The organism is Allobosea sp. TAB14, assembly GCF_052113865.1.
Classification (GTDB): domain Bacteria; phylum Pseudomonadota; class Alphaproteobacteria; order Rhizobiales; family Beijerinckiaceae; genus Allobosea; species Allobosea spartocytisi.
This window is the reverse complement of record NZ_JBFRDQ010000264.1, coordinates 1-4754: the sequence shown is the minus strand read 5'-3', so window position 1 is coordinate 4754 and position 4754 is coordinate 1. Positions and strand designations below refer to the sequence as shown.

5 protein-coding genes are annotated in these 4754 nt (G+C 67.1%); 1 reads left to right on the top strand and 4 read right to left on the bottom strand.

Going from position 1 to position 4754, the window contains the following annotated elements:
* The coding region (locus AB4Y99_RS25840) for a hydantoinase/oxoprolinase N-terminal domain-containing protein (protein ID WP_441525340.1) at positions 1–115 on the bottom strand (115 nt) is incomplete at its 3' end.
* Between the two features lie 238 nt (positions 116–353).
* Here AB4Y99_RS25840 and AB4Y99_RS25835 point away from each other — a divergent pair.
* Positions 354–1274 carry a LysR substrate-binding domain-containing protein gene (locus AB4Y99_RS25835; RefSeq protein ID WP_038362954.1) on the top strand — a complete coding sequence of 307 codons (921 nt, stop codon included), beginning with the start codon at positions 354–356 and terminating at the stop codon, positions 1272–1274.
* 43 nt (positions 1275–1317) lie between these two features.
* Here the strand turns inward: AB4Y99_RS25835 and AB4Y99_RS25830 are convergent, their stop codons facing one another.
* From AB4Y99_RS25830 to AB4Y99_RS25820, 3 genes are all read right to left on the bottom strand, one after another.
* Positions 1318–2175: an ABC transporter permease gene (locus AB4Y99_RS25830; protein WP_051987962.1), complete on the bottom strand. Its 858-nt coding sequence runs from the start codon at positions 2173–2175 to the stop codon at positions 1318–1320.
* On the bottom strand, positions 2172–3092 hold the full coding sequence (locus tag AB4Y99_RS25825) for an ABC transporter permease (RefSeq protein ID WP_441525339.1): 921 nt from the start codon (positions 3090–3092) through the stop codon (positions 2172–2174). Before AB4Y99_RS25825 ends, AB4Y99_RS25830 begins: the two co-directional genes overlap by 4 nt.
* 27 nt (positions 3093–3119) lie before the next feature.
* Positions 3120–4754, bottom strand: a 1635-nt coding sequence (locus AB4Y99_RS25820; RefSeq protein WP_441525338.1) for a hydantoinase B/oxoprolinase family protein, incomplete at its 5' end; no start/stop codon positions are given.

Below are 4754 nucleotides of genomic sequence, written 5' to 3'. Positions count from 1 at the left end.
GCGAAGGATCGTCCGGCGTCGAAGGCACCTTGTGGAAGGCAGTCGGGCCGCCTTCGGTATCGACCATCACGAAGTCGGTGAAGGTTCCGCCCACATCCACGCCGATGCGATACATGCCGCCATTACCCCTCATGGTCATCCGGTCGGCCCGACGGTGTCGCGGGCCGGAGCGCTTTCGCGCCGAGATCGGCGATTGCGGCGGCGAGCGAGAGGCGGCCGCCAAGGGGCCGATCTTTCCGGAATTGGCCCTGCAACGTCCCAGCCATCTGTTCCGCCGTGTTGACGACGCTAGGGACGGGTATGGTATTATGTCCAATAGAAATTCGGCAGCACTCTATTCCCAAGGTTATAGTATGCCGCGCGCGATCAATCTTCGTCAGATCGAGATCTTCAAGGCGCTGATCGAGCACGGCACGGTCAGCCGGGCCGCCGAGGCGCTCTATATCTCGCAGCCGGCTGCCAGCAAGCTCCTGATGCAGCTCGAAAAAGACAACGGCCTCAAGCTCTTCGACCGCTACAAGGGGCGGCTGTTCCCGACGGCGCAGGGCTTGCGCCTGCATGAGGAGGTCGCGCGGATCTTCGTCGGGATGCGCCAGGTCGAAAGCGCGATCGGTCTGATCAAGCGCGAGGATCAGGGGAGGCTGGTGATCGGGGCCATCCCCGCTTTGAGCGGCGCCTATATGCAGCGCACGACGATGAGCTTCCTCAAGCGCAATCCCAATGTCTATTGCATGGTCAAGTCGCCGAGCTCGCAATGGATTCCCGAATACGTGCTGACGCGCGTGCTGGACATCGGGATCGTCACGGCCCGCGCCGCGAACCCCTACATCGTCACCGAACCGCTCTTCGAGCATCCGCTGCTCTGCATCATGCCGATGGACCATCCGCTCGCGGCGCTGAAAGTCATCCGGCCGGAGAACCTGCACGACGTTCCCTTCGTCGCCTTCAACACCGAGACCTATACCGGGCAGAAGGTCGCGAGCATGTTCGAGAGCTACAATGTCCGGACCCATGTCGTCCTGACCGCCGACTCCAATTCGACGCTCTGCCATTTCGTCGCGGCGGGGCTCGGGGTCTCGCTGGTGCATCCGCTCTTCATCGCGGGCGTAGAGAAGCAGGTCGTGGTGCGACCGTTCGAGCCGACCATCCCGCTGGATTTTCTGGTCTGCTTCGCGCGCGACGCCCGCAACGTCCCGCTGATCGCGGACTTCGCCAACGAAGCCAAGGCGACGGCGACGAGCTTCATCGACGATCTGGCGAAGAGCTGGGCCTGACGCCGGCCTTCGGTTGCCGCATGCGGCGCGGCGGCGCATGCGGTCAGTGCCGGTCGGCGCGCGGATCGAGCCAGTCGCGCAGCCAGTCGCCCAAGAGATTGACGCTGAGCACGGTGAGCATCAGGGCGAGGCCGGGCAGGGTGATGATCCACCAGGCGCTGGCGATATAGGTGCGCCCGTCGGCGAGCATCCGGCCCCAGCTCGGCGAGGGCGGCTGGATGCCGAGGCCGAGGAAGCTCAGGCCGGCTTCGAGCACGATGGTGCGCGCGAGTTCCAGCGTCGCGACGACGAAGACCGGCGTCAGGACATTGGGCAGGATGTGGCGCAAGAGCAGGCGAGCATGGCCCGCGCCCATGGCGAGCGCCGCCTGGACGAATTCGCGCTCCCGGACGGTCAGGACCTGCGCCCGGACGATGCGGGCATAGCGAACCCAGCTGGTCAGGGCGAGCACGGCGATCAGGTTGTGCAGGCTGGGGCCGAGCGCGGCGACGACCAGAAGCGCCAGCAACATCAGCGGGAAGGCGAGCTGGATGTCGACCAGCCGCATCAGGATGCGGTCGTACCAACCGCCGAAATAGCCGGCGACGAGGCCCAGAAACACGCCGACGATGCCGCCGAGGATCACGGCCGAGCCCGCGATGGTCAGGGTGACGCGGCTGCCGGCGATGATGCGGCTCAGGATGTCGCGGCCGAGCTGGTCGGTGCCGAAGGGGTGGGCGCCCAGCCCGGCCCAGGAGAGCGTCGGCGCCATCATCCGGGCCTTCAGGTCGCCGCGCGTCGGGTCGGGCAGGCCGAGCCAGGGCCCGGCGAGCGCCAGCACAAGCAGGAGCACCAGCAAGGCGGCGCCGAGGAGGCCCAGCCAGTTCGCGCGCTGGCGATGCAGGAACGAGAGCAGCCTCATGATTCCTGCCGGATGCGCGGGTCGATCAGGGTGTAGAGCAGGTCGACCAGGAGATTGACCAGGACGAAGATGGTGGCAACCACGGCGACGCCGGCCTGCACGACCGGGAAATCCTTGGCCTCGATCGCCTGCACGATCAAGCGCCCGACGCCCGGCCAGGCGAAGACGGTCTCGGTCACGGCGGCGCCGCCGAGAAGCTCGCCTGCGAGGATGCCGGTCATGGTGATGACCGGGATCAGCGAGTTGCGGCCGACATGCCAGATATAGACGCGGCGGGGGCTAAGGCCCTTCGCATAGGCCGTGCGGACATAGTCGTCGCGCATCACGTCGAGCATGGAGGAGCGCAGCAGGCGCGCGATGCTGGCCGTGGTGAAGCAGGCCAATGTCACCGAGGGCAAGACAAGGTTCTGCCATTCGCCGTAGCCGCCTGTCGGGAACCAGCCGAGCTGCACCGCGAAGAGCAGGATCAGCATGATGCCGAGCCAGAAGGAGGGCGTCGCCTGGCCGAGCAGCGCCACGAGCAGGACCAGCCCCTCGATCGCGGATCCCCGATAGATCGCGGCGAGCGCGCCGGCCATGCCGCCGATCAGCACGCCGATCGCCAGCGCGCAGCCGGCGAGCAGGGCCGTGGCCGGCAGCCTTTCGAGCACGACGTCGAGCGCCGGGCGCGCGAACTGGAAGGACTGGCCGAAATCGCCCTTCAGCGCATGGAGGAGGAAGGTCAGATATTGCTGGAGCAGTGGCTGGTCGAGCCCAAGCTGCGTGCGCAACTCCTGCATTTGCGCTTCCGTCGCGCCGATCGGCAGCAGCARCACGGCGGGGTCGCCGAGCAGCCGCGAGACGACGAAGACGATCGTGACCACGCCCCAGATCGCGATCAGGCCTTCGCCGAGGCGGGAGGTCAGGTGGCGCGGCATCCGGCGGCCTCCATCGTCAGACGATCCTCAGAGCTTCAGCCCRTAGATTTCCACGGCCGCCTCGCGCGAGATCCGCTCCTCGCGCAGGTCGCGCTCGACCAGCGCGCGGTCGCGCTTTTTCGGGTCGCCGAAGCCGCCGCCGCCGGCCGCGACCATGCCGACCCATTCGCCCGGCTGCAGGATACCGGCGCGGCGGTCGAGCGGCTTGGCGCCGGGCGAGAGCTCGACGCGCGCGGTCAGGCCGTCCTGGCCGCCCTTGAGGCCGAAGGGCGGCACGATGCTGTTGGTGCCGCCGGCCGAGATGCGGGCGGTGTGGTCGAGCATCTCGACGCGCCGCCTGAGCGTCATGCCGCCGCGATACTCGCCCGCACCGCCGGAATCCTGCACCAGCTCGTAGCACTTCACCATGACGGGGTGCTCGATCTCGAGCGCCTCGATCGGCAGATTGGCGGTGTTGGTCGTGTTCACCTGCACGCCGTCGAGCCCGTCCTTGTCGGCGCGCGCGCCCATGCCGCCGCCATGCATCTCGTTATAGACGTAGAAGCGGCCGGTGCGCGGATGGATTCCGCTGGTGGTCAGGAGCGTGCCGCCGGTCGAGGCAGCGGCGATCCGCTCGGGCACGACATCGGCGAGCGCGGCGAAGATCATGTCGACGAGGCGCTGGCCGATATCGGTGCGGCTGTAGACGGCGGCCGGCGGCGTCGAGTTCAGTACCGAGCCCAGCGGCGCAGAGACATGGATCGGCCGGTGGAAGCCGGAATTGGCCGGCAGATCGGGATCGACGATCGCCTTCACGGCGAAATACACCGTCGCCAGCAGCGCCGTATAGACCATGTTGATGGGCGCGCGGACCTGTTCGGGCGCATCGGGGAAGTCGATGAAGATCTCGTCGCCCTTGACCTCGATCACCACCTTCAGGTCCATCACGCCATCGATCAGGTTGCTGTCGAAGTCGTGGCGGAAGCTGTAGGTGCCGTCCGGAATCTGGGCGATGCCGGCGCGGGTGCGCCGCTCGGTATAGTCCAGCACCTGCGCGCCGGCGGCGCGCACCGTCTCGGCGCCGTATTTGTCGCAGAGCGCCTGATAGCGCTGCACGCCGAGGCGATTGGCCGCCATCTGGGCGCGGAAGTCGTTGATGCGCTCGCGCGGAACCTGGCAGTTCAGCAGGATGAGCTGCATCAGGTCTTCCTGGAGCACGCCCTCGCGATAGAGCCTGACCGGCGGGATGCGCAGGCCCTCCTGGAAGATATGGGCGTGGCCGCGATCGACGAAGTCGGAATGGTGGGCGAGGTTCGTCACCCAGGCGACGAGCTTGTCGCCATGGAAGATCGGCTCGAGGAAGACGATGTCGTTGAGATGGGTACCGCCGCCGGTATAGGCGTCGTTGCCGACGAAGACGTCTCCCGGACGCACGGTCGAGAGATCGTGGTTCTTGAAGACGTGCTCGGCGATGCCGAGCAGCGAGCCGAGATGCACCGGGATGTGCTCGGCCTGGGCGATGGTGCGCCCGGCGGCGTCGAACAGCGCGGTCGAGCAGTCCTGCCGCTCCTTGATGTTGGTCGAATAGGCCGCGCGGATGATCGCCTTGCCCATCTCCTCGACGATGGTGGTGAGCGCGCTGCCGATGACCTCGACGGTGATCGGGTCGAGCTGCGTCTTGGC